Source organism: Streptomyces sp. NPDC091287, assembly GCF_044768525.1.
GTDB lineage: Bacteria > Actinomycetota > Actinomycetes > Streptomycetales > Streptomycetaceae > Streptomyces.
The window spans coordinates 91,730-115,309 of record NZ_JBIVUV010000006.1; the positions used below are offsets into that span (position 1 = coordinate 91,730).

20 protein-coding genes and 1 pseudogene are annotated in these 23,580 nt (G+C 72.7%); 10 read left to right on the top strand and 11 right to left on the bottom strand.

The genetic code is table 11. From position 1 onward, the window contains the following. Positions 1-157: 157 nt before the first annotated feature. A complete protein-coding gene (locus ACIQRW_RS11540) occupies positions 158-1,156 on the top strand; it encodes a small ribosomal subunit Rsm22 family protein (RefSeq protein ID WP_403757667.1) in 999 nt (332 codons plus the stop codon). On the opposite strand, the pseudogene ddaH reads toward ACIQRW_RS11540, so the two are convergent. After that, a pseudogene (gene ddaH, locus ACIQRW_RS11545) lies at positions 1,153-1,989 on the bottom strand (dimethylargininase); the annotation flags it as partial. The gene ACIQRW_RS11540 and the pseudogene ddaH overlap by 4 nt on opposite strands. A gap of 239 nt (positions 1,990-2,228) precedes the next feature. Here ddaH and ACIQRW_RS11550 point away from each other — a divergent pair. Continuing rightward, positions 2,229-2,858: a TetR/AcrR family transcriptional regulator gene (locus ACIQRW_RS11550; protein WP_403757670.1), complete on the top strand. Its 630-nt coding sequence runs from the start codon at positions 2,229-2,231 to the stop codon at positions 2,856-2,858. A gap of 197 nt (positions 2,859-3,055) precedes the next feature. Further along, positions 3,056-3,802 (top strand): bifunctional DNA primase/polymerase, encoded by a 747-nt coding sequence (locus ACIQRW_RS11555; protein WP_403757673.1) that lies wholly within the window; start codon positions 3,056-3,058, stop codon positions 3,800-3,802. Positions 3,803-3,907: 105 nt separating this feature from the next. Here ACIQRW_RS11555 and ACIQRW_RS11560 read toward each other — a convergent pair whose 3' ends face one another. The 4 genes from ACIQRW_RS11560 to ACIQRW_RS11575 all read right to left on the bottom strand — a co-directional run bounded on the left by ACIQRW_RS11560 (position 3,908) and on the right by ACIQRW_RS11575 (position 8,112). Then, complete coding sequence (locus ACIQRW_RS11560) at positions 3,908-4,930, bottom strand: hypothetical protein (RefSeq protein ID WP_403757676.1); 1,023 nt, start codon at positions 4,928-4,930, stop codon at positions 3,908-3,910. Positions 4,931-5,063: 133 nt separating this feature from the next. Continuing rightward, positions 5,064-5,903, bottom strand: coding sequence for a heme ABC transporter ATP-binding protein (locus tag ACIQRW_RS11565; protein WP_403757679.1), 840 nt, complete (start codon positions 5,901-5,903; stop codon positions 5,064-5,066). Further along, a complete protein-coding gene (locus tag ACIQRW_RS11570; RefSeq protein ID WP_403757682.1) occupies positions 5,900-7,009 on the bottom strand; it encodes a FecCD family ABC transporter permease in 1,110 nt (369 codons plus the stop codon). Before ACIQRW_RS11570 ends, ACIQRW_RS11565 begins: the two co-directional genes overlap by 4 nt. Continuing rightward, positions 7,006-8,112, bottom strand: coding sequence for a hemin ABC transporter substrate-binding protein (locus ACIQRW_RS11575; RefSeq protein WP_403757685.1), 1,107 nt, complete (start codon positions 8,110-8,112; stop codon positions 7,006-7,008). Before ACIQRW_RS11575 ends, ACIQRW_RS11570 begins: the two co-directional genes overlap by 4 nt. Before the next feature lie 134 nt (positions 8,113-8,246). Here ACIQRW_RS11575 and ACIQRW_RS11580 point away from each other — a divergent pair, with 134 nt between their 5' ends. From ACIQRW_RS11580 to ACIQRW_RS11590, 3 genes are all read left to right on the top strand, one after another. Further along, positions 8,247-9,716, top strand: a complete 1,470-nt coding sequence (locus ACIQRW_RS11580; protein WP_403757688.1) for an HtaA domain-containing protein — start codon at positions 8,247-8,249, stop codon at positions 9,714-9,716. A 91-nt stretch (positions 9,717-9,807) separates the two neighbouring features. Beyond that, positions 9,808-11,424 (top strand): HtaA domain-containing protein, encoded by a 1,617-nt coding sequence (locus ACIQRW_RS11585; RefSeq protein ID WP_403757691.1) that lies wholly within the window; start codon positions 9,808-9,810, stop codon positions 11,422-11,424. Positions 11,425-11,547: 123 nt separating this feature from the next. Further along, positions 11,548-12,219: a PhzF family phenazine biosynthesis protein gene (locus ACIQRW_RS11590; RefSeq protein WP_403757693.1), complete on the top strand. Its 672-nt coding sequence runs from the start codon at positions 11,548-11,550 to the stop codon at positions 12,217-12,219. 108 nt (positions 12,220-12,327) lie between these two features. Here ACIQRW_RS11590 and ACIQRW_RS11595 read toward each other — a convergent pair whose 3' ends face one another. Further along, a complete protein-coding gene (locus ACIQRW_RS11595) occupies positions 12,328-12,993 on the bottom strand; it encodes a heme oxygenase (biliverdin-producing) (protein ID WP_403757696.1) in 666 nt (221 codons plus the stop codon). 200 nt (positions 12,994-13,193) lie between these two features. Beyond that, positions 13,194-14,051: a type I methionyl aminopeptidase gene (gene map / locus ACIQRW_RS11600; RefSeq protein ID WP_026290553.1), complete on the bottom strand. Its 858-nt coding sequence runs from the start codon at positions 14,049-14,051 to the stop codon at positions 13,194-13,196. A gap of 58 nt (positions 14,052-14,109) precedes the next feature. Between map and ACIQRW_RS11605 the strand changes: the two genes are divergently transcribed. Continuing rightward, on the top strand, positions 14,110-14,367 hold the full coding sequence (locus ACIQRW_RS11605; RefSeq protein WP_403757699.1) for a hypothetical protein: 258 nt from the start codon (positions 14,110-14,112) through the stop codon (positions 14,365-14,367). Positions 14,368-14,492: 125 nt separating this feature from the next. On the opposite strand, the gene ACIQRW_RS11610 is transcribed toward ACIQRW_RS11605, so the two are convergent. Further along, positions 14,493-15,812 carry an MFS transporter gene (locus tag ACIQRW_RS11610; RefSeq protein ID WP_403757702.1) on the bottom strand — a complete coding sequence of 440 codons (1,320 nt, stop codon included), beginning with the start codon at positions 15,810-15,812 and terminating at the stop codon, positions 14,493-14,495. Between the two features lie 202 nt (positions 15,813-16,014). Between ACIQRW_RS11610 and npdG the strand changes: the two genes are divergently transcribed. Continuing rightward, a complete protein-coding gene (gene npdG, locus ACIQRW_RS11615) occupies positions 16,015-16,725 on the top strand; it encodes an NADPH-dependent F420 reductase (RefSeq protein WP_215111823.1) in 711 nt (236 codons plus the stop codon). A 90-nt stretch (positions 16,726-16,815) separates the two neighbouring features. Beyond that, positions 16,816-16,998 (top strand): hypothetical protein, encoded by a 183-nt coding sequence (locus ACIQRW_RS11620; RefSeq protein ID WP_402011958.1) that lies wholly within the window; start codon positions 16,816-16,818, stop codon positions 16,996-16,998. A 100-nt stretch (positions 16,999-17,098) separates the two neighbouring features. Here ACIQRW_RS11620 and ACIQRW_RS11625 read toward each other — a convergent pair whose 3' ends face one another. Further along, on the bottom strand, positions 17,099-17,905 hold the full coding sequence (locus ACIQRW_RS11625; protein ID WP_403757705.1) for a site-2 protease family protein: 807 nt from the start codon (positions 17,903-17,905) through the stop codon (positions 17,099-17,101). 181 nt (positions 17,906-18,086) lie between these two features. On the opposite strand from ACIQRW_RS11625, the gene ACIQRW_RS11630 reads away from it, so the two are divergent. Then, complete coding sequence (locus ACIQRW_RS11630; RefSeq protein ID WP_403757709.1) at positions 18,087-21,482, top strand: AfsR/SARP family transcriptional regulator; 3,396 nt, start codon at positions 18,087-18,089, stop codon at positions 21,480-21,482. A gap of 153 nt (positions 21,483-21,635) precedes the next feature. Here ACIQRW_RS11630 and ACIQRW_RS11635 read toward each other — a convergent pair whose 3' ends face one another. Continuing rightward, complete coding sequence (locus ACIQRW_RS11635) at positions 21,636-22,496, bottom strand: ABC transporter permease (RefSeq protein ID WP_403757711.1); 861 nt, start codon at positions 22,494-22,496, stop codon at positions 21,636-21,638. Further along, on the bottom strand, positions 22,493-23,506 hold the full coding sequence (locus ACIQRW_RS11640) for an ATP-binding cassette domain-containing protein (RefSeq protein ID WP_403757714.1): 1,014 nt from the start codon (positions 23,504-23,506) through the stop codon (positions 22,493-22,495). Before ACIQRW_RS11640 ends, ACIQRW_RS11635 begins: the two co-directional genes overlap by 4 nt. Positions 23,507-23,580: the final 74 nt, after the last annotated feature.

Here is a 23,580-nt window from a genome sequence, read left to right on the forward strand (position 1 = left end):
CGGATTCCCGTTCCGTACCGGTTAGGTGAAGGCTTGGTGCGGCCCCATCGCGGTCCCATCGCGGACCCGTGCCGCCCGCGCACGTCTCTCCGTACCCCCCTGCGCCCCGGCGAAGCGGAATGCGTCCGCCGGGTCGCCTCCGCCCTACAATTCGGCGGTGAACGTCACCCTCCCCACCGCACAGTCCCTGCGCGCGGCGCTGGCCGGACTGCTCGACGGACTGCCGCCCAAGCAGGCCGCGCAGGCCGTCGACCGGCTGATCGCCAGCTACCGGGGGGAGACCCCGACGGACGCCCCGATCCTGCGGGACCGCTCCGACGTCGCCGCGTACGCCGCGTACCGGATGCCCGCCACCTACGAAGCCGTACGGTCCGCCCTCGACGCCCTGGCCGGGGCCGCCCCCGACTGGACGCCCGCCACCCACACCGACCTCGGGGGCGGCACGGGCGCGGCGACCTGGGCGGTGGCCGGGGTCTGGGCGGGCCCGGCCACCACCGTCCTGGACTGGGCCGAACCGGCCCTGGCGCTCGGCCGTGAACTCGCCGAGGCGTCCGGGGTCCCGGGGCTCCGCGACGCGCGCTGGGAGAAGGCGCGGATCGGAGCGGCGCTGGAGCTGGCCCCGGTGGACCTGGTCACCGTCAGCTATGTGCTCAAGGAGCTGACCGCCGGGGCCAGGACCGAACTGGTCGACGCGGTGGCGGCGGCCGGACAGGCGGTGGTGATCGTGGAGCCCGGCACCCCCGACGGCTACGCCCGGATCATCGAGGCCCGCGACCGGCTGATCGCCGCCGGGCTGAGCGTCGCGGCCCCCTGCCCGCACAGCGACGCCTGCCCGATCACCCCCGGGGCCGACTGGTGCCACTTCTCGGCCCGGGTCAGCCGCTCCTCGCTGCACCGGCAGGTCAAGGGCGGCTCGCTGAGCCACGAGGACGAGAAGTTCAGTTACGTGGTCGCCACTCGCTTTCCCACCGCCCCGGCGCCCGCCCGGGTCACCCGCAGGCCGCAGATCCGCAAGGGCCAGGTGCTGCTGGAGCTGTGCACCCGCGATGACGGCCTGGCCCGCTTGACGGTCACCAAGCGCCACGGCGAGCTGTACCGGGCGGCCAGGGACGTCGCCTGGGGCGATCCCTGGCCGCCCGCCGATCCCAACGGCTAGCCGCGCAGCTCCTGGGTGCAGCACTTCACGCTGCCGCCGCCCTTGAGCAGCTCGCCCAGGTCCATCGGGACCGGCTCGAAGCCCCGGTCCCGCAGCGGGGCCAGGAGCCCTGTCGCCCCCTGCGGCAGCAGGACGTGACGCCCGTCGCTGACCGAGTTGAGGCCGAACGCCGCCGCGTCCGCCTCCCGGGCGAGCAGCGCGTCCGGGAACAGCCGGCGCAGCACCGCCCGGCTGCCGGCGGAGAAGGCGTCCGGGTAGTACATGATCTCGTCGGCCGCCGCGTCCAGCACGCACAGCGCGGTGTCCAGGTGGTAGTAGCGCGGATCCACCAGATCGAGCCCGATGACCGGCAGCCCGAAGAACTCCTGGGCCTCCATGTGCGAGAGCGGACTGGACCGGAAGCCGCGCCCGGCCAGCAGGTACGAGGCGGTGACGGCGAAGTCCCCCTCGCCCTCGTTGACGTGCTCCGGCTCATGGACCTCGGTGAAGCCGTGCTCCCGGAACCAGTCCCGGTGTGCTCCGGCCTCCTCGTACCGCTCCCGGTACGCGAACAGCGCGCCGAGCACCCGGCCGCCGATCACCGTGGCGCCGTTGGCGGCGAAGACCATGTCGGGCAGGTCGGGACGGGGGGCGATCAGCTCGACGGTGTGGCCGAGGGCGCGGTAGCGGTCGCGCAGATCCTCCCACTGGGTCCGGGCCAGTGGCAGGTCGACGGGTTTGGACGGGTCCATCCATGGGTTGATGGAGTAGGTGACCCGGAAGTGCGCCGGGGCGCACATCAGGTAGCGACGAGGGGTGGCGTCACGGTTCAACTCTGGCTCCTCGCGAACGGCGGCCGGGGCCGCGGAACGGTGGGATGCGCACGGTCTGTGCGTGAGCCCATGGTGCTCCGTGCGCGACGGATCCGCAGTCGATCGATCGAGTGGTTCACCAAACCGCCCGGTCGCGGCCACCGCCCGGATGCCCCGCGCCGGCCGTCCCTCGCGGCGGCCGGGTGTCCCGCCGCCCGTCACGCGACCCGTAGCCACTACAAGACGATACGTATCGGCTCGTTCGACGCTAGATTGGGCGTATGGCACCTACCAAGGCACCCGACTCCAGCCGCCGCAGCGACCGCTCCCGCCGCGCGATCCACGACGCCGCCCTCGCCCTCGTCGGGGAGGTGGGGTACCAGCGCACGACGATCGAGGGTATCGCCGCCCGCGCCGGGGTCGGCAAGCAGACCATCTACCGCTGGTGGCCCTCCAAGGCCGCCGTGCTGATGGAAGCCTTCCTCGACCTGGCGGGCCGGGCCGCCCAGGAGGCCGGGCCGCAGTCCGGCGACGCCGCGCAGGGCATCCCCGACACCGGCGATCTGACCGCCGACCTCAAGCTCGTCCTGCGGGCCACCGTCGACGAGCTGAACGACCCGGCGCTGGAGATCCCCACCCGCGCGCTGACCGCCGAGGGCATCGTCGATGCCCAGCTGGGCGCCGAATTCGTCACGAAGCTGCTCGAACCGCAGCTCGCGCTGTACGTCACACGCCTGCGGGCCGCCCAGGAGGCCGGGGACCTGCGCGCCGACGCCGACCCCCGGATCGCCCTGGAACTGCTCATCGGCCCGCTGATGCACCGCTGGCTGCTGCGGACCCTGCCGCTCACCCACGCGTACGCCGACGCGATCGTCGACTACGCCCTCGGCGGGCTCACCCCGCGACCTTGACCCGAGGGCCCGGCGGCAACCCCCAGGACCCACCGGCAATGGTGGGAGACGTCCGGTATGGGATGACATCGGGCGTGATGGTGCTCACTCGGTGCGGTGGTACACGGCCCCGCTGGTGAACTCTGGCCACCCGAACCGCAGGATGGTGCGACGATGGACAGGCAACGCTGAGGTGAACTGCTGAGGTGAGGGGATAGATGGGCGCCGATTCCGGCCGTTTCCGCGGCACAGAGAGCAGGATCTCCCAGTGGCTGCGGCGACGTCCCAAATCACCCGGGGCCGAGGCCGACGAGTCGGCCAGGGTCGCGCTGCTCCTGGCGGTCGCCGACGCGGGCATGCCCATCGCCCCCGCCGCCCACCCCCTCGGATACCGATGTTCGTGCGAACGCATCGGCTGTCCCACCCCCGCCCGGCATCCCATCTCCTTCGCCTGGCAGACGCAGTCGACCACCGACCGCGCCCAGATCGAGCGCTGGGCCGACAGTCAGCCGCTGGCCAACTTCATCACCGCGACCGGCATGATCCACGACGTGCTGGACGTGCCGCTCACCGCGGGCCGCAGCGCCCTGGAGCGCCTTCTCGACGCCGGTATCGACGTCGGCCCGGTCGCCCAGTCCGGCGAGGACCGGATGCTCTTCTTCACCGCCACCCGCGGCACCCCCGAGGACGAGGACGAGTGGTGGCCCTGCGAGCTGGACTGCCACCCCGAGACCATGGACGCCCACCCGGGCCTGCGCTGGCACTGCCGGGGCAGCTACGTCCTGCTGCCGCCCGCCCGGCTCCCCGGTGAGCTCGACGTCCACTGGGTGCGGGGCCCCGAGCACGAGCTGCCCGACCCGCTGACCCTGCTGGAGACGCTCACCGACGCCTGCGCGCGGTACGCGGGCAGTGCCGAGCAGAGCGAGCTGGACCACGACTCGATCGCCTGGCCCTTGAGCCGCTGAGCCGCTGGTCCACCGGTCCGGTGTGCGACCGCCCGGCCGCAGGGCCGGGCGCCGTCGGATGTCGTCGGGCCGCCCGGCGAGGCGGCGGCCCGAGCCGCTGCCTGCCTACTCGCCCTTCGCCGCGACCAGACCCGGCAGCCGGCTCAGCATCCGCACCTTGCCGCCGGATCCGGAGCCGGACTCGGAGCCGGCCGCCCCCTCGCGCGGCGGGACGTGCACCAGCTGGCTGGAGACCCGCTCCTTCGTGAGACTGCTGTTCACCTCGCCGGTGAGCAGCGCCTTCACATCCGCGTTGACCTCGGGCCGCAGCCCCTTCGCCGCGGTCTGCCGCTCGAAGTGCTTGCTGCTGAAGAAGACCAGCGCCCCGCCGTCCTCGGTGCGCAGCCCGAGCGGCGCGAACGCCGCACGCGTCAGCGGCTGGTCGATGTACTGGTACGAGAACCCCGCCCGCCGCGTGGTCCGGCGCGTCTCGCGCCAGCCCGAGGTCGCCGTGGAGGGCGTGAACACATCCGGGGTGCCACTCTGCAGATAGCCGGTGTACGAGGCGCTCAGCTCCGCGGGCGCCACGGCCAGGCCGTCGTCCTCGGGCTTCACCGGGGTGGCGAACCCGTCCTCGTCCAGGGTGAACTCCGGTACCTGGGACGACGGGACGACCGCGAGATAGGCCGCCTTCCACAGCGCGTCGGGCCCCGACCGTACGAACACCACCAGCCAGCGGGTGTCCAGCTTCCCGCCGTCCTGGTCCCGGTTGGAGTCGGTGTCCGCGAGGAACCAGCGCGGCCAGCCCGCCTTCTTGGGGACGACGTACGTCGCGTCGTCCAGCACCAGCGGCTTGTGCGCCTTGTTGCCCTCGGGGTTGTACGTCTGCCGCGCCTTCAGCCCGGCCTGGTTGATCGCGCCGAGCGAACCCGTCACCCGGTCCGCGTCCAGCGCCGGATCGAACGCCTTGTCCGCCGCGTTGTAGGCGTCGGTGAAGTCCTTGAGCGCCTGTGCGGCCTCCGGCTTCTTCGCCCCCGGCAGCACTTCCAGCTCCCCGTGCACCGTCACACAGCCGCTCGCCGTCACGCACAGCACCGTCGCCGTCGCGAGCCCCGCCGTCAGCCGGCCCAGCCCAGGGTGTCTCGTCATCCGCTGCTTCCGCGCCTTCTGATCCGTCGCCCGCACTGACCGTCGAAACCCTACCGGGGCGGCGGACGGCGTGCGGCCGGGGACCGGATACAGCGTCCACACCGTGACCCAGGCCCTGGCGTCACGGGCCGCGTCAGATCCCGCGCACCGGCACGATCAGCGGCCTGCCCGTACGGGGGTGGGGGAAGACCTCCACCGGCTGCCGGTAGACCTCCCCGAGCAGCTCACCGCTGAACACCTCGTCCGGCGGGCCCAGTTCCGCGATCCGGCCCTCGTGCAGGACGGCGGCCCGGTCCGCGTACGCCGCGGCGAGGCCGAGGTCGTGCAGCACGACCACCACCGCGTCCCCGGCGGCGGCCCGGTCCCGGCAGATCCGCAGCACCAACTCCTGGTGGCGCAGGTCCAGGGCGGCGGTCGGCTCGTCGAGCAGCATCAGCGGGGCCCGCTGCGCCAGCACCCGGGCCAGCGCCACCCGGGCCTTCTCGCCGCCCGACAGCGCCGAGAACGGGCGGCCCGCGAACCGGGCCACCTCGGTGGCCGCCATCGCCGCGGCCACCGCCGCGTCGTCCTCGTCCTCCCGTTCCGTACCGGCCCAGGGCGCCCGCCCCATCCGTACGACGTCCTCCACCGGGAACGGGAAGGACAGCGCGGCGGACTGCGGCAGCACCGAGCGGCGCAGCGCCAGTTCGGGCGCGGACCACGCGGTGGCCGGACGCCCGTCGATCCGTACCTCGCCGCTCGCGGCGGGCAGATCCGCGGCCAGCGCCGCCAGCAGCGTCGACTTGCCCGCGCCGTTCGGCCCGACCAGGGCGACCACCTCGCCCGCGTGCGCGGTCAGACCGACGGAGTCCAGCACCTGCCGCTGCCCGAGCCGGACCGAAAGCCCGAGGGCCTCGACGGCGGGGGAGCCGGGGGCCACGGGCGAGGGCAGCTCCCGGGGGCGTACCGCGAACAGGTCTCTCAGCGTCCTCATGCCCAACCACCTTGCTTACGACGGGTCCTGCGCAGCAGCCAGAAGAAGAACGGGCTGCCGAAGAGCGCGGTCAGCACCCCGAGCGGCAGCTCGGCGGGGGCCGCCACCGTACGGGCCGCGAGGTCGCCCGCCATCAGGACCAGGGCACCGCCGAGCGCGCTGCCCGGGACGAGGAAACGGTGGCCGGGGCCGTTGGCCATCCGCAGCAGATGCGGCACGAGCAGCCCGACGAAGGAGATGATCCCGGCGACGGCGACCGCGGCGGCCGTCAGCAGCGCCACCACCAGCACCAGCACGATCCGCAGCCGCTCCACGTCCACGCCCAGGTGCCGGGCCGGCCGCTCCCCGAGCGCCAGCAGGTCCAACTTGCGGGCGTAGAAGGGGGCGATGAGAAGCCCGGCCAGCGCGCACGGCAGCACGGCGAGCACCTTGGGCCAGGTGGCCTGGGAGAGCGAACCGAGCTGCCAGAAGGTGATCTGGGTGATCTGCGCGTTGTCCGCGAAGAAGATGAACAGGCCGATCAGCGCGCCCGCGAACGCGTTGACGGCGATGCCGGTGAGGATCAGCGTCACCACTTCGGTCCGGCCGCCGGACCGCGAGAGCGTGTAGACGAGCAGCACCGTGACCAGGCCGGCGATGAACGCGCAGACGGTGATGGTCCAGTTGCCGAAGAAGCTCAGGCCGAGCGCGATCGAGGCGACCGCGCCCACGGCGGCGCCCGCCGAGATGCCGATCACACCGGGCTCGGCGAGCGGGTTGCCGAACACGCCCTGCATCAGCGCGCCCGCACAGCCGAGGGACGCGCCGACGAGCAGGGCGAGGACGACCCGGGGGAGCCGTACGTTCCACAGGACGCTCTCGCCGACCCGGTCCAACTCCTGGCCGCCGAGCCCGATCCGGTGCTGCACGGAGGACAGGACGTCGCCGAGCGGGATGGAGTACGCACCGATCGCCGCGGACAGCAGACAGCCGACGAGCAGGGCGAGGGAGAGCACAGCGGTGAGCACGAAGGCCTTGCTCCGCGGCGACTTGGGAGCGACGCCGTCCGCTCCTTCGCCCGGGGCCTTCACGACGGTCCCGGTGCGTTCCTCGTACGAGGTGGTCACTGGCCCGTGCCGCCCTTCGCGTACAGCTGCTCGACGATCTCGGCGAGCACCCGGTCGGTGCGCGGCCCGTAGTTGAGCAGCACCCCGTCGTCGACGGTGACGATCCGGCGGTCCATCCCGGCCGGGGTCTCCGCGATACCGGGGATCTTCACCAGACCGTCCATGCCGCCGACCGACTCGAACCCCTTGGTCATCAGGAGGATCGCGTCCGGCGCGGCCTTGGCGAGCGCCTCGCTGGTGATGGCGGTGAAGTCCTTGTCCAGGCCCGACTCCTTGCCGGCGTCGACCGCGCCCGCCGCCTCCAGCAGCGAACCGGCCCCGGACTCCGCGCCGCCCAGCAGATAGACGGAGGCCGAGCCGCGCAGGTAGAGGAAGGCGACCCGGGGCTTCTCGCCGCCCCCGTGGTCCGGGATGGACTTCTGGACGGCGGCGATCCGGGCCTCGGTCCGCTCCTTGAGCTCCGTGCCGGCGGACGGTACGCCGAGGGCCTCGGCGACGGTGTCGATGCGGCGGCCGACGTCGGCGAGCTCCTTGGCGGGCTCGATGACGAGCAGCGGGATGCCGGCGTCGCGGATCTGGTCGATCGCCTCGGCCGGTCCGGTGGTGGTGTCGGCCAGGACGATCGTCGGCTTCAGCGAGAGCACGCTCTCCGCCGACACGTCGTGGGCGCGGGTCACCACCGGGAGCTTCTCGGCCTGTTCGAAGGTGGCGGTGATGTCCCGGGCGACCACCTGCTTCCCGAAACCGAGGGTGAAGACGATCTCGCTCAGCGACCCGGTCAGCGGAACGATCCGGTCGGTGGAACCGATCGTGACCTTCGTGCCGTCCGCCGAGTCGACCGTCACCGGCAGCTTCGGCGCGGGCGGGGCGGCCAGCGGCTCGACCCGGTCGGCGGCGGCGGCGCTCCCGGCGGACTTCGGCGCGGAGTCGCCGCCTCCGCCTCCGCTTCCGCCGCAGCCGGTCAGGACCAGGGCGAGGGTGACAGCGGCGGTGAGGGCGGCGGCCGCCCTGCCCCGGGCCGGGCGACGGCGAAACGTCCGTCCGGCGTCCGGGCCCTCGGGGCCCTGGGAGCTCCTCGTGGCGAAGGCCTGCGAGATGTGCACGGGGCACCGTCCTGTCGTTCTGCGGCGTGCGGTCGGCCGTTCGCCGGTAACGGCGTGACCGGAGGGGTTCCGGCCCAGGCTGGGAATACCTTAGGTTAGCCTTACCTGAGTATCCAGTCCTCGGAGGGGCCTCCATGCCGTCGTCCAGATCCACCCGCGCGCTCGCCGTCGCGCTTCTCGCGGTACTGCTGGGGGCCCTGCTCCCCGCCGCCACCGCGCAAGCGGCCGGCCGTACGGTGCAGGGCGGCCGACTGGACTGGGGCATCAAGTCCTCCTTCCAGAGCTATGTCACCGGCCCCATCGCGAGCGGCAGTTGGAGCCTGACCGGCGGCGCGGCCACGGTCGGCGGCAGCCAGTTCCGCTTCCACTCGGCGACCGGCTCCTACGACCCGGACACCGGAGCGCTCAACTCCGGCTTCTCCGGCGGTGTGCACTTCACCGGCCACAAGAAGCCCGACGGCGGCAACGAGCTGGACCTCACGATCAGCCGCCCCACCATCCGGATCAGCGGCGGCAGCGGCATGCTCCACGCGGACATGGTCAGCAAGGAGCGGGGGACCGGCAAGGTCTCCAACCGCTCCCAGGTGCCGCTGGCCGAGCTCGGCCTCGGCGGGATCGACATGAAGGGCGGTTCCACCCCCATCGCCCTCACCGACGTCCCCACCACGCTGACCGCCGAGGGCGCCTCCGCCTTCGCCGGTTACTACACCGCGGGCACCCCGCTCGACCCGATCAGCCTCTCCGTCGACACCCGGGGCGCGGCCGCCCAGCCGAAGCCGTCCGCCCCGGAGAAGAAGAAGGACGAGGACGAGAAGGAGCAGGAGAAGGCGGAGAAGAAGGACAAGGAGAAGGCGGGCCGCTTCGAGGAAGCCGCCGTCGACTGGGGCGTACGCCGGACCTTCCGCGAGTACGTCACCGGCTCCATCGGCCAGGGCAAGTGGACGCTCGCCGACGGCGCCCAGGACGGCGGGGCCCTGTTCCGCTTCCCGCAGGGCAAGGGGACGTACGACGCGAAGAAGCAGACGCTGGACGCGGACTTCGGCGGCAGCATCCGCTTCACCGGCGCCCACGACCTCGACCTGAAGTTCGCCGGCGTCACCGTCGCCGTCGCCAAGGGCGAGGGCACCCTGTCGGCCGACGTCACCAGCGCGGGCACGACCACCGAGGACGTCCCGCTCGTCACCTTCGCCGCCGAGGACTTCGCGCCGAAGGACGGCCTCGCCGCCCTCACCGAGGCTCCCGCCACCCTCACCGCCGACGGCGCCAAGGCGTTCGGCTCCATGTACAGGGCGGGCACCGCGATGGACCCGGTCTCGCTCGCCGTGGCCGTCGACGAGAAGGCCCGACTGCCCGCGCTGCCGGACCTCGGCAGTGAGCCGACAGCGGCCGCCGAGCCCACGAAGAAGGCCGTCGAGGAGCCCTCCGCCGCACCGGCGGCCGCCTCCTCCGACTCCGGCCCTGGCGCCGGCACCTGGGCGGCCGTCGGCGGCGGTGTGCTGCTGCTCGTCGCGGCCGGGGCGTTCTTCGCCCTGCGCCGCCGCGGGTCCGCGCAGGGTCCCGACGCCGACGCCACCACGGGCTCCGACGCCCCCAAGACCTCCTGACCCGGCACCCATGAGCGCCTTATGGGCCGTCACCCCCTCCCCCCCACGCCTCTCTTCCCCCTCCCTCTGTTCCGCTAGGAGACCCACCGACATGGCAGCAACCCGCCGCCCCATAACGCTCGCCGCGGCCGTCGCCACGGCCGCCGTCCTGGGCGCGACCTTCGCCCTTCCCGCCCTCGCCGCCGACGGCTCCTCCGAGGCCGCGCCCGCCGCCGCCCCGAAGCTGGAACTGGTGGACGGCACGTTGGCATGGGGCATTCACGCGGACTTCCGCAAGTACGTGGCCGGTCCCATCGCCCAGGGCAAGATCACTGTCACGGACGGCGCCCAGCAGGCCGCCGACAACGGTGTGTTCACCTTCACCGACGGCACGGGCACGTACGACACCGGGACGCACGCATCCGAGACCGCGTTCAAGGGCGCCGTCCGGTTCGAGGGCCACGGGGGCGTCCTCGACGTCAAGCTGAGCGACGTCAAGGTCGGCACGGGTCGCGAGACCGGCACCATCACCGCTGACTTCAGCAGCAAGAAGATGGACGGCACCGTCGTCTCCAAGGACGACGCCCCCATCGCCACGCTCGACATGACGGCCGCCGAGCGGGGCGGCGGCGCGGGCGGTGCGATGGTCTTCTCCGGCATCCCCGCCAAGCTGACCGCCGACGGCGTGGACGCTTTCGGAGGCTTCTACAAGGAAGGCTCCGCGCTCGACGCGGCGACCCTGTCGGTCAAGTCCGTCGCACCCAGCCCCGATCCGTCGAAGGATCCGAGCAAGGAGCCCTCCGAGGACCCGACCAAGGACCCGTCCAAGGAGCCCTCCGAGGACCCGAGCAAGGACCCGTCCAAGGAGCCCTCCGAGGAACCGACGACCGACCCGACGCCGACCGCCTCCGAGCCCGCCGCGCCCGTCAGCGGCCCGGTCGTCGACGGCACCCTGAACTGGGGCGTGAAGGAGAAGTTCCGCTCCTACGTCGTCGGCCCGATCGCGCACGGCAAGGTCGAGACGAGCGGCGGCGCGACCACCGTCACCGACGGGTACCGCTTCAGTAAGGCCACCGGTCACCTCGACGCCGACAAGAACACACTCGACGCCGCGTTCCAGGGCAAGGTGCGCTTCCTCGGCCACGAGAAGAGCGGCGCGTACGAGCTCGACCTCTCCCTCAGCAACCTGAAGGTCGACATCGAGGGCACCTCCGGCAAGCTCGTCGCCGACGTCTCCACCAAGGCGCTCCCGACCGAAGCGAACCCGGATCCCAAGGTCAACGAGTTGACCGGAGTGGACTTCGCCGACCTGAAGGTGCCCGCGGGCGCGCTCGCCGCCAAGAACGGCATCGTGAACCTCAAGAACATCCCGGCGACCCTCACCGAGGGCGGCGCCAAGGCGTTCGGCGGCTTCTACGACAAGGGCGAGCAGCTCGACGCCCTGAACGTCGCGGTCTCCCTCGACAAGGACGCCCAGCTTCCGGGCGGCTCCACCGGCGGCTCCACCGGCGGTTCGGGCTCCACCGGCGGCTCCACGACCGGCGGTTCCACGACCGGCGGCGGCACGGTCGGCGGCTCCACGGGTGGCACGGTCGGCGGCTCCGGCGCCCTGGCCGCCACCGGCTCCGACGTCCCGGCCGGCGCCCTGATCGCCGCCTCCGGCGTCGTCGTCGTGGCCGGCGCGGGCGTCGTGATCGCGGCGCGCCGTCGTCGTGACGTCACCGCCTGACCCACCCCGCACCATCCGAACGGCCCCGGGGCCGTACCGGCGGCAGCAGTGCTCGCCGGTACGGCCCCGCTGCCGTACCCCGCGGTTCCCGCCCCGCCGCCCCGGCAGTGCTTGAATGCCCCCGTGAGCGACTACGACGTACCCCGGGGCATCGACGTCCTGCGGGTGTTCTGCGGACCCGACGGCCGGTACGGCAACGCCCTCGGCGTCGTACGCGAGGGACGCGACCACCCCGACGAGGCCTCCCGGCAACTCCTCGCCCGGCGGCTGGGCTTCAGCGAGACCGTGTTCGTCGACGACCCGGAGCGCGGGCGGGTGGACATCCACGCCCCGGGGCTCCGGCTGCCGTTCGCCGGGCACCCGCTGGTGGGCGCCGCGTGGCTGCTGGACCTGGAGGTCCTGGAGTTGGCGGTCGGGGACGTGTTCGCGCGCCAGGACGGGGAGTTCACCTGGATCACCGCCCGCCCGGAGTGGGTCCCGCCGCGCACGCTCCAGCAGTACGGGAGCGCCGCCGAGATCGAGGCGCTGCCGGGCCCGCCGCCGGGCGATGGGTGGCTCTACGCCTGGGCCTGGGAGGACGAGGCGGCCGGGCGGGTGCGCGCACGGGCCTTCCCGAGGCGCGGGGAGGCGATCGTCGAGGACGAGGCGACGGGCGCGGCGGCCCTGCTGCTCAGCGCCCGGCTCGGCCGGGCCCTGAACATCACACAAGGACGCGGCTCCCAGATCCTCACCGCTCCCGCGCCGGACGGCACGGTGGAGGTCGGGGGCCGCGTCCTGATGGCCGTCCAGGGCTGAACCCGGGACGGGGCGTCCCGCTGCCGGTCGTCCTGCCCCGGTCACGCGGGTGGCTCCACCGGAAGCCGGTGGAGCCACCTGCTCCCGGGCGCACTCGCCCGCGCCCGGTCACGCGCTGAGCGGGAAGACCTCGCCCAGTTCGCGGAAGACCGCGGTGTTCAGCGCGAAGGCCCGCTTGCACTCCTCGATGATGCGCTGCTTCTCCAGGTCGTCCGCGTTCACCGCGTCCAGCAGCTCGTGGTAACCCCGCTTGAACGCGGCCGGGTTGGTGATCTCCTCGAAGACGTAGAAGCGCACGCCGTCGCCCTTGCGCTCGAAGCCCCAGGTCTTCTCCGCCTTGTCGCGGATGATCTGACCGCCCGAGAGGTCGCCGAGGTAGCGGGTGTAGTGGTGGGCGATGTAACCGGCGGGCCAGGTGCGCGCGCACTCCGCGACCCGGGCCGCGTACGCCGCGGTGGCGGGCAGCGGCTCGACACCCTCGCGCCAGTCGGCCCCGCGCAGGTGCGCCAGGTCGCGCTCCAGCTCGGTGGAGCGCATCAGCTCCGGCTGGATGAAGGGACCGGCCACCGGGTCCTCGCGCAGGGCCTCCGCGCCTTCCTCCAGTGCCCGGTACACGAACCACAGCTGCTCGGTGTAGCGGGTGTAGGCGTCCACTCCCAGCCGCCCGCCGAGCAGGTCACTCATGAAGGTCGAGGTCTCGGCCTCGGTGTGCTGCTCGTGCGACGCGGTGCGGATGAGCGTCGAGAAGGGAGTGACGGTGGCGGTTGCGTCCAAGGCGGGCCTCCGGGGACCGAGGGGGACGGGAAGTCCAGAAAGAGACGGATATATCGGCAGCGACCGCCGCGACGGCGCGTGCCGATACGCCCGATCCTCCTACTTAGGTTTACCTAAGTCAACTGGTTCCCGACTGTCTGTCGGTAAAAGGCTACGCGCAGAGGGAGGGGAGAGTCCTGTCATGCGAATTCCGGGGTGACCTACGGGAGGGTGAGGATCTCCGCTCCGGTCTCCGTGACCACCAGCGTGTGCTCGAACTGGGCCGTCCGCTTCCGGTCCTTCGTCACCACGGTCCAGCCGTCCTCCCACAGGTCGTACTCGTGGGTGCCCAGCGTCAGCATCGGCTCGATGGTGAACGTCATGCCCGGCTGCATCACCGTGGTGGCGTGCGGGCTGTCGTAGTGCGGGATGATCAGGCCGGAGTGGAACGAGGAGTTGATCCCGTGCCCGGTGAAGTCGCGGACGACCCCGTAGCCGAACCGCTTCGCGTACGACTCGATGACCCGGCCGATCACATTGATCTGGCGCCCGGGCCTGACCGCCTTGATGGCACGGTTCAGCGACTCCCGGGTCCGCTCGACCAGCAGCCGCGACTCCTCGTCCACGTCGCCGCAGAGGTAGGTGGCGTTGTTGTCGCCGTGCACGCCGTTGATGTACGCGGTGACGTCCAGGTTCACGATGTCGCCGTCGCGCAGCACGGTGGAGTCGGGGATGCCGTGGCAGATGACCTCGTTGAGCGAGGTGCACAGCGATTTGGGGAAGCCGCGGTAGCCGAGCGTCGAGGGGTACGCGCCGTGATCGACCATGAAGTCGTGGGCGACCCGGTCGAGCTCGTCCGTGGTGACCCCCGGGGCGATGTGCTTGGCGGCCTCCTCCATCGCCTGCGCGGCGATACGGCCCGCGACGCGCATCCGCTCCACGGTGTCGGAGTCCTGGACCTCCGGGCCGGTGTACGGCGTCGGGGCCGGCTTCCCCACGTACTCGGGACGCCGGATGTTTCCGGGGACGGAACGGACGGGAGTGATCTCCCCTGGTACGAGAAGCGACTGGCCAGACATGCCAGCGAGTCTAACCAGCGGCCCCGGGGCACCATGGCGATAAGGAAAGGAGCCGTCGATGGCCCTGTTCAAGAAGCGCACGGTAGGCAAACCGGGCGAATGGTACTACTGCCTGGAACACAAGAAGGTCGAGGAAGGCCCGGAGTGCCCTGCGCAGAACCGGTTCGGCCCCTACACCTCCCGAGAAGCGGCCCAACACGCGATGGACACGGCCCGCGACCGGAACCTGGAGTGGGACACCGACCCCAAATGGCACGACGAGAACAAGGGCCCATCAAGCCCACCCGGGGACAACCCGGGCCCGTCCGGGGGGTAACCCAAGCCCGTCCGGGGGTATCCCAAGCCCGTCCGGGGGTATCCCAAGCCCGTCCGGCGATTGAGGACATCTTTTCCAGCCCCTCCGGCGCTTGAGGAGCGGGGGGTACGGGGCGGAGCCCCGGGTCACCCCTTCGCCCGGGCCTCCCGCCTCCGCACCGCGTCCTCATCCGTCTCCGAGTCGTACCGCACCAACTTCGGCAGCGCGGCCGTCAACAGCACCACCGACGCCACGCACGCCACCCCGCCCGTCCAGATCGCCGACCGGGTCCCGGTCCAGCCCGCCATCGCCCCGGCCCGCACCTGGCCCAGCTGCGGGCCGACGCTGTACGAGAGCACCTCGATGCCCGCCAGCCGGCCCCGCAGCTCCTCCGGGATCGTCTGGTTCCAGATGGTCGCCCGCCCCAGCCCGCTCAGCATGTCGCCCGCCCCCGCGACGGCCAGGCAGAGCAGCACCACCCACACGCTGGAGAACCAGCCCGCCGCGGCGATGGCCAGCCCCCACGCCGCCGCACCGAACACCACGAACAGCCCGTGTCTGCGCACCCGGCTCGTCCAGCCGCTGGTCAGCCCCAGCGCCAGTGAGCCGACCGAGCCCGCCGCGTACATCAGGCCCAGCGACCACTCCGCGTCCAGATCGTCCGCGAGGAACGGGAAGATCGTGTTCGGGAAGGCGAAGAACATCGCCGCCATGTCGATCGCGTACGTCCCCAGCAGCACCGGCCGGCTCCAGGCGTACCGCGCCCCCTCGACGATCCCGCGCAGCGACGGCTTCTGCGCGTCCCGCGCCGGCGGGGCGGGGGAGAGCCGCAGACAGAGCACGACGGAGGCGGCGAACGTGCACACCGTCACCCCGTACGCGGTGCCGTGACCGGCGTACGCCACCACCAGACCGGCCAGCGCCGGGCCCGCGATGGCCCCGATCTGCCAGCGCAGCGAGTTCAGCGCGGCCGCCGCCGTCTGCTGGGCGTGCGGCACGATCCGGGCCATCAGGGAGTCCAGCGCGGGCCGCTGGAGCCCGGCGAGCGCGGACACCCCGCCCGCCACCACGTACAGCGGCCACAGCAGCGGCTCCGGGAGCAGGGCGTTCACCAGCAGCATCGCGGCGAGCACCCCGAGCCCCGCCTCGGTGAGCAGGATGACCCGGCGGCGGTCCACCGAGTCCGCGAGCGCCCCGCCGTACAGCCCGAAGACCACCAGCGGCACCAGCTCCACCGCGCCCATCGCCCCGACCGCGAGCGGGGAACCCGTGAGGTCCTTGATCTGGAGCGGCAGCGCGATGAGCGCCATGAAGCTGCCGAAGTACGTGATCAGGCCCTGGACCCACAGCAGCCGGAAGTCCGCCGAGGAGCGCCACGGCGAGAGGTCCGGCAGCAGGGCGCGGATCCGGGCCGACGGCGGTGAGGAGGAGGGGGAGGGGGAGGGCGAGGGAGGCGCTGAGGTCACGAAGGGCCATGATCCGCACTGCCGGGCGTTTCCGGCAAGCCGATATTCCGTGCCGCCCGCCGGACCGGCTGATGGGGTCCGCCGACGCCCGCCGACCCCTCCCTCACCCGAACGGAGGGCCGAGGGGGGAGCGGGCGGGGAGCGGGGCCGGGGGCCCGTAGCGACGGCCTCCCGGGGGCTACCTGGCAGTAGGGTCGGGCCCATGACTACACAGGACAGCGGTAGCGCGCCCAAGCCCCCCGCCAAGGACCCCTGGGACCTCCCCGACGTCTCCGCCCTGAGCGTGGGCGTGCTCGGCGGCACCGGCCCGCAGGGGCGCGGCCTCGCCTACCGGCTCGCCCGCGCCGGGCAGCGGGTCACCCTCGGCTCCCGGGACGCCGCCCGCGCCGAGCAGGCCGCGGCGGAACTGGGCTTCGGCGTCGAGGGCGCGGACAACGCGGAGTGCGCCCGGCGCAGCGACATCGTGATCGTCGCGGTGCCGTGGGACGGCCACGCGAAGACGCTTCAGTCCCTGCGCGAGGAACTCGCCGGCAAGCTCGTCATCGACTGCGTCAACCCGCTCGGCTTCGACAAGAAGGGCGCCTACGCCCTCAAGCCGGAGGAGGGCAGCGCCGCCGAACAGGCCGCCGCCCTGCTGCCGGACTCCCGGGTCACCGCCGCCTTCCACCACCTCTCGGCCGTGCTGCTCCAAGACGAGTCCATCGAGGAGATCGACACCGACGTGCTGGTCCTGGGCGAGGCCCGGGCCGACACGGACCTCGTGCAGGCGCTGGCCGGCCGGATCCCCGGCATGCGGGGCATCTTCGCGGGGCGGCTGCGCAACGCCCACCAGGTCGAGTCGCTGGTCGCCAACCTGATCTCGGTCAACCGCCGCTACAAGGCCCACGCCGGACTGCGCACCACCGACGTCTGACCGGCCCCGCGCCGGGCCCGGTCAGGGCACAACGGGGCATGGGGGACACTGGACGGGACCGCGACCCGTTCCCGACAGGAGTCGACCCCCATGCCCCGCATCGCTCTCTACGCCCTCGTCGTCTGCGTCCTCGCCGTCGTGGCGGCCGTGGTCTCCTTCGCGCAGGGCAGCCTGCTCGGGATCGTCTGGGTGCTCGTCGCGGGGCTCTCGTCGAACATGACCTGGTTCTACATCCGCAGGCACCGGCTGGCCGTCGCCGCCGACGCGGCCTGAACGCGACGGCGTGAACGAGTCGGGCTGAACGAGTCGGGCTGAACGAGCAGGCCTGAACGAGCAGGCCTGAACGAGCAGGCCTGAACGAGGCGCCGCGCGGTCAGCCCACCGCACAGCCCGGGTCCTGCTCGTCGAAGAGGCCCCGCCAGAAGCGGTACAGGTCGTAACCGCAGTACCGCTGGAACTCCTCGACGCCCAGCCCGCGCAGCAGCGCGTGGATCGCGTCGAAGAACGCGATGTTCACCTCGGGGATCCACAGGATCGCGAACACCGCGATCAGCCCGAACGGCGCGATCGGCTCCACCTGGCGGCGGATCCGGTACGAGAGCCAGGGCTCGATCACCCCGTACCCGTCAAGCCCCGGGATCGGCAGGGAGTTCAGGATCGCCGCCGTCACCTGGAGCATCGCCAGGAAAGCCAGCGCGTAGCGGAACGCGAGCGGCACCCCGTCGAGCGCGTCCAGCCAGAACGGGGCCGTGCACACGATGGCGAACGCCACGTTCGTCAGCGGGCCCGCCGCCGAGATCAGACTGTGCTTCCAGCGGCCGTGGATCCGGCCGCGCTCGATGTACACCGCGCCGCCGGGCAGCCCGATCCCGCCCATGATCACGAAGAGCACCGGCAGCACGATGCTGAGCAGCGCGTGCGTGTACTTCAGCGGGTTGAGCGTCAGATAGCCCTTGGACCCGACCGAGAGGTCCCCGCTGTGCAGCGCGGTCCGGGCGTGCGCGTACTCGTGCAGACAGAGCGAGACGATCCAGGCCCCGGTGACGAACAGGAACACCGCGAAGCCGGTGGCGTCCGCGAAACCCGTCCACACCGCCCAGCCCGCGACCGCGGTGACGGCGGCGATACCGAGGAAGACCGGGCTGATCCTCCGGTCGCCGCGGGTGGCTGCGGTGGTCATCGGCGTTCGGCTCCTGGGGTGAGGGGGCGGGGGAGGGACTGTACGGCGTGGGGGCCCGGCCGTGGGACGCGGGACGGGGGACGGGGGATCGTACGGTCCGACAGGGCTGGAACGCCGGAAACAGCTTGTGGAGTTCCACCCGGTCAACGCCGCGCCCCTCTCCGTCACGGACAATGGGCCCGTGCGCTACTGCATCCTCGGCACCACCCGGGCACTCCGCGACGACGGCACGGCCGTCCCCCTCGGCGGGGCGCGGCTGCGCGCCCTGCTCACCGTGCTCGCGCTGCGCCCCGGCCGGACCGTCCCCGCCGGGGTCCTCGTCGACGAGGTGTGGGACGGCGACCCGCCCGCCGACGCGGCCGGCGCCCTCCAGGCCCTGGTCGGGAGGGCGCGGCGGGCCCTGGGCCGGAGCGCCGTCGAGTCCGTGGAGGGCGGCTACCGGCTCGCCGCCCCGCCGGACGCCGTGGACCTGCACCGCTTCGAACGCCTGGCGGGGGAGGGAAGCCGGGCCCTGGAGGACGGCGACGCGTCGAGTGCCCTCGCCCTCCTGGGGGAGGCCCTCGCCCTGTGGCACGGGCCCGCCCTCGCCGATCTGCCCGACCGCGCGGCGGAGGCGTCCCGCTGGGAGGCCCGCAGGCTCGACGCGCGACGCGCCGGGTTCGGGGCCCTCCTCGCCCTGGGGAGAGCGGGCGAGGCACTGCCGGAGCTGGCCGTGCTCTGCGACGCCCACCCGCTCGACGAACCGCTCCAGGTCCTGCGCATCACGGCCCTGCGGGACGCCGGGCGCCCCGCCGAGGCGCTGGCCGCGTACGAGGAGGTCCGCGCCCTGCTCGACGACCGCCTCGGCACCGCCCCGGGCCCGGGCCTGCGGGCCCTGCACACCGAGCTGCTCCACCAGGAACCGGCCGCACCGCCCGCGCCGGGGCCCGCACCCCGCCCCACCACGGGCGCCCCGCCCGCCGTGGGCGCGGCCCTCTCCCCGGCGGCCCCGGCCCCGGCTCCGCCCGGGAACCTCCGGGCCCGGCTCACCAGCTTCGTCGGCCGCGACAGCGACATCGCCGCGCTCCGCGACGACCTCGCCCGGAGCCGCCTCGTCACCCTGCTCGGCCCCGGCGGCGCGGGCAAGACCCGGCTGTCCCAGGAGACCGCGGAGGCCGCCGCCGAGAGCTGGCCCGACGGCGTCTGGCTCGCCGAACTGGCGCCGGTCGACGACCCGGAGAGCGTGCCCGAAGCCGTCCTGACCGCGCTCGGCGCCCGCGAGACCGTGCTGCGCGGGGCCGGCGCCGAGGAGCTGCGGGCCACCGACCGCACCGCCGCCGACCCCCTCGTACGCCTCACCGAACACTGCGCCCCGCGCCGGATGCTCCTCCTCCTGGACAACTGCGAGCACGTCATCGGAGCGGCCGCCGCCCTCGCCGAGCGGCTGCTGACCCACTGCCCGCAGCTCACCGTCCTCGCCACCAGCCGCGAACCCCTCGGCGTGCCGGGCGAGTTCGTCCGTCCCGTCGACCCGCTGCCGGACCCGATGGCGCTGCGTCTGCTCGCCGAGCGCGGGGCGGCGGCCCGCCCCGGTTTCCGCACCGACGCGGACGGGGCGACCGCGGCCGCCTGCGCCGAGATCTGCCGCCGCCTGGACGGGCTGCCGCTCGCCATCGAACTGGCCGCCGCCCGGCTGCGGATGCTCACCCCCCGCCAGATCGCCGACCGGCTCGACGACCGCTTCCGCCTCCTCACCAACGGCAGCCGGACCGTGCTGCCCCGCCAGCAGACCCTGCGCGCCGTCGTCGACTGGTCCTGGGACCTGCTGGACGCCGCCGAACGCGCCGTGCTGCGCCGGCTCTCCGTCTTCGCCGGAGGCTGCTCCCTCGCCGCCGCCGAGGAGGTCTGCGCCCTGCCCGCACCCGACGACGGTGTCGCCGTCGACTCCCTGGACGTCGCCGCCCTGCTCGGGTCCCTGGTCGACAAGTCCCTCGTCGTCGCCGCGCCCGGCGACGACGAGGAGATGCGCTACCGGCTGCTGGAGACGGTCGGCGAATACGCCGCGGAACGCCTGGAGGAGGCCGCCGAACGGGACGCCGTCGAGCGGCGCCACCTGGTCCACTACCGGGAGCTGGCCCGGATCACCGGGCCGCGGATGCGCGGCTTCGGACAGCGGGAGGCCATCGCGGTCTTCCAGCGTGAATACGAGAACATCCGTACCGCGCTCCGCCACGCCGTCGCAGCCCGGGAGGAGCACGAGGCCCTCTGCATCGTGCTGTCGATGTCTTGGTACTGGATGCTGCGGGACCTGCGCTCTGACGCCCGCCAGTGGAGCGAGCTCGCGTCCTCGCTCGGCCCCGACCCCTTCGCCCCGCCCGGCGTCCGGGCCCCGGCGCTCCTGGAAGCGGCCACCGACCGGCCGCCGCCGATGGACGACGAACAGCTCGCGGAGGCGCGGCGCGGAGTGGCGCTGCTCCAACTGGCCGGTGCGGACGACGCGATCAGCGAATGGTCGACCCCCGAGGGCAAGGCACGCCTGCGGATCATCACGGACACCTACCGGCCCGGCATGCCGCAGACGTGTCGCATGCCCGGATCGTTCTGGCTGTTCGCGGTCATGCTCACCGGCGACATGGACCGGCTGTACTCGGTGCTCGACGAGACGGTCCGGGCCTCCCGGGTCCATGGCGGCGAGTGGGAGCTGGGCTCCGCGCTCCACACCCGCGCCAACCTGCTGTCCAACAGCCCCGAGCGGGTGGCGGACGCGCGTGCCGACGCCGACGAGAGCCTGGAGATCTACACCCGGCTGGGCGACGACTGGGGCGCTGCCGAGGCTCTTTCCGCGCGGGGGGAGGCCAACGAGCGCGCCGGGGATTTCCTGGCGGCCCTGGACGACTACCGGGCCGCCGTGGAGTACGCGCGGAAGATCGGCGCCCAGAGCCAGGCGGCGCTGCTGCGGGCCCGGTACGCCGGAGCCCTCATCGAGCTCGACCGCCTCCCGGAGGCCGAGGCCATCCTGCGTGACGTCACCGAGAACGGCCGGCAGTCCGGCCATGAGGCGACACCGATGGCCCGTATGCACCTGGGGTTCGTCCTCGGGCTCCAGGGGAGGGTCGACGAGGCCCGCCGGCAGGCGCACCTGGTCCGCGAGGACTTCAGGTCCCGCGATGTCGCCATCTTCGGCGGATTCGTCTACGGCGTGCTGGCCTGGCTGGACAACCTCGACGGCGCCCACGCCTCCGCCCTCGACAACGCGCTGATCGCGCTGGAAGGTGCTCGGGAGCCGCTGTCGATGATGGTGGCCCCGCAGATGCCCTCGGCCCACCTGACGGCCATCGCCCACGCGCTCGCCGGATTCGGCGGCCCCGGAGCGGCCGAGGACGCCGCCCGACTGCTGGCGTTCCAGGCGACCCTCCTCCCGAAGGGGCACGTGCCGAGCATGATGGAGCAGCGCAACTCGGTGCTCGCCGAGCAGGCCGCCCGGGACCGGCTCGACGACGACGCGGCGTACGCGGCGGCGTACGAGGAGGGCGGCGGCCTCACTCTCGACGAGGCCACCGCCCTGGCGGAGACGTACCGGCGCAGCCCTCCGGCGTAACGCTTCTGCGCTCGGGCCCACTTGCTCAGGCCACTTGCTCAGGCCCACTCGCTCAGGCCACTTGCTCAGGCCCACTCGCTCAGGCCACTTGCTCAGGCCCACTCGCTCAGGCTCAGGCCACTTGCTCAGGCCTGCTGGCTCAGGCCCACTCGCTCAGGCCTTCTTGCGGAACTTGGACACCGCCAGCGGAGCCATCACCAGCGTGATGCCCGCCGCCCAGGCGAGCGTCACCCAGACGGAGTTCGCGACCGGGCCGCCCATCATCAGGCCCCGCACCGCGTCGGCCAGATTGGACAGCGGGTTGTAGTCGGTGAACGTCTGGAGCCAGCCCGGCATGGTCGTGGGCGGCGCGAAGATGGAGGATCCGAACTGCAGGGGCATCAGCACCAGCATTCCCATCCCCTGGACCGCCTGGGCCGTCTTCATGGCCAGCCCGAGCACGATGAAGATCCACATGATGGCGGCGCCGAACACCGCCGACAGTGCGACCGCCGCCAGGAGTCCGAGCACGGACGTGCCGAGGCTCATGCCGAGGGCGAAGCCCATCGCGAGCAGGATGGTGATGGCGACCATCATCCGGCCCAGCTCGACCACGATCTTGGCGATCAGCACCGAGGAGCGGGCTATCGGCATCGTCCGGAACCGGTCCATGACGCCCTTGCGGAAGTCGTCGTTGACCCCGGTGCCGACGGCCATGGCGATGTTCATGCCCATCATCGCCATGAGCCCGGGAACCAGATAGTTCAGGTAGTCCTGCCGGTTCCCGCCGAGGCTGCCGCCGACCGAGCCGCCGAAGACGTACACGAACAGCAGGGTGAAGATGATCGGCATCAGAAGGACGTCGAACATCGACTCGGGGTCCTTCTTGATCTGGAGCAGATTGCGCCGCGCCAGCGCCCCGATGTGCCGCAGATTGGCCCGCAGACCGATGCGGCCCTCGTCGGCCACCGCGGGCTTCGACGGCGCGGGGCCCGCGGCCCCGGCGGGGGCGGGGGGCAGTGTCGTGGTGCTCATGCGGCGACCTCCTGGGGAGCCTGGTCGGAGAGGGGCGTGGCCTTGTCGCCGGTGATCGCGAGGAACACCTCGTCGAGGCTGGGCAGGGCGGTTGCGACATGGGCGAGGGAGAAGCCCCGGACGCCCAGCAGCCCGATGACGGCGGTCAGCTGCTCGTCGCTGAGGATCGGCACGTACAGCAGGCCCTCGTCCGGCACCGCCTGCGCACCGGCGACGCCGTCGAGGCCCGCCTCCCGGATCGCCTGCGCCATCGCGGCCAGCTCCGACGGGTCCGAGGGCCGGATCTGGAGGGTGCGTCCGCCGACCTTCGCCTTCAGTTCGTCGACCCCGCCCCGGGCGATGATCTTCCCGCGGTCGATCACGGTCAGCTCCTTGGCGAGCTGCTCCGCCTCCTCCATGTACTGGGTGGTCAGCAGGACGGTCGCGCCCTCGGCGACCATCCGCTGCACCTCGTCCCAGACCTCGTTACGGGTCCGGGGGTCGAGCCCCGTCGTCGGCTCGTCCAGGTAGAGAACGGAGGGGCTGCCGATCATGGAGGCGGCCAGGTCGAGCCGGCGGCGCATCCCGCCGGAGTACTCCATGCAGGCCCGCTTGGCGGCCTCGGTGAGCGAGAACCGCTCCAGCAGCTCGTCGGCGCGGGCCCGCGCCTTCTTGCGGGGCAGATCGAGCAGCCGCCCGATCATGTAGAGGTTCTCCCAGCCGGAGAGCTTCTCGTCGACCGAGGCGTACTGCCCGGTGAGGCCGATGGTGCGGCGGAGCTGCCGGGGCTGCCTCACCACGTCGAAGCCCGCGACGACCGCGTGGCCGGAGTCGGGGGTGATCAGGGTGGACAGGCAGCGTACGAGGGTGGTCTTGCCGGCGCCGTTGGGGCCGAGCACACCGAGGACGGTGCCTTCGCGGACGTCGAGGTCCACGCCGTCCAGTGCTTTGGTCTCGCCGTAGTGCTTGACCAGCCCCCGCACCTCGACGGCGTTCCGGCCGCTGCTGGGGTTCTTGTCGATTCGTTCCATGTCCACCAGCAGACCAGCGCCCACCGACAGCTCGCCGACAGGCCGCCGACACGGCCGGGAACCGGGCGTCGGAC